Raw genomic sequence first — 563 nt, 5'->3', positions numbered from 1 at the left:
CGAGGCGACCTTCAACCGCCTCAAGGACTTCCGCCGCATCGCAACCCGTTACGACAAGCTCGCCCGCAACTACGCTTTCGCCCTCGCGCTCGCCGCCGTCATCGCCTTCTGGTGCTGATCGAGTCTCGACCCTAATCGGTGCTGGGCGATAAGGATAGCGAACCAGCAATTCGGCGCTCGGCAGCCCGGACGGCGATCCTGCTGGCGCGGGCAGAGAAGGCGTAAGCCTCTGGCAAGTCGCCGCCTCTATGCATCCGGTCCCTTCGCTCGCGACCGGACCCGATGCTGCAACCCGAGACGACGTTCGCCAACCTTCCGCCTGAGGCGGCTGCGTGGAAGCGCGGCCTCCTCACCATGCGGGCCGACCGCTCGCCCTGCCCTCGGCTCGGCGCGACGGCCTGGGGGACGATGCTGGAGTCGGCGCTCGACTTCGTAGACCGGTTCGGTGCGGAGGCCGCATTCCTTGCCTGGACGGCGCCGCAGCTATTCGGCGTCCACCCCCAGCACGGCACCATGCGAACAGACTGGTGTGGGGCTCTGATGCTGAGCGGATCCAAGGCCGC

General features: G+C 67.7%; 1 protein-coding gene and 1 pseudogene. Both read left to right on the top strand.

All coding sequences use genetic code 11. The features are described from left to right. Window positions 1-118 (top strand): annotated as a pseudogene (locus LW587_RS23940) (IS5/IS1182 family transposase); the annotation flags it as partial. 164 nt (window positions 119-282) lie between these two features. After that, window positions 283-563, top strand: a 281-nt coding sequence (locus LW587_RS23935) for a hypothetical protein (RefSeq protein ID WP_232632062.1), incomplete at its 3' end; no start/stop codon positions are given.

Origin of the sequence: Methylobacterium sp. Leaf118 (genome assembly GCF_920984675.1) — a bacterium.
Lineage (GTDB): Bacteria > Pseudomonadota > Alphaproteobacteria > Rhizobiales > Beijerinckiaceae > Methylobacterium.
This window is presented reverse-complemented; position numbering and strand designations above follow the sequence as displayed.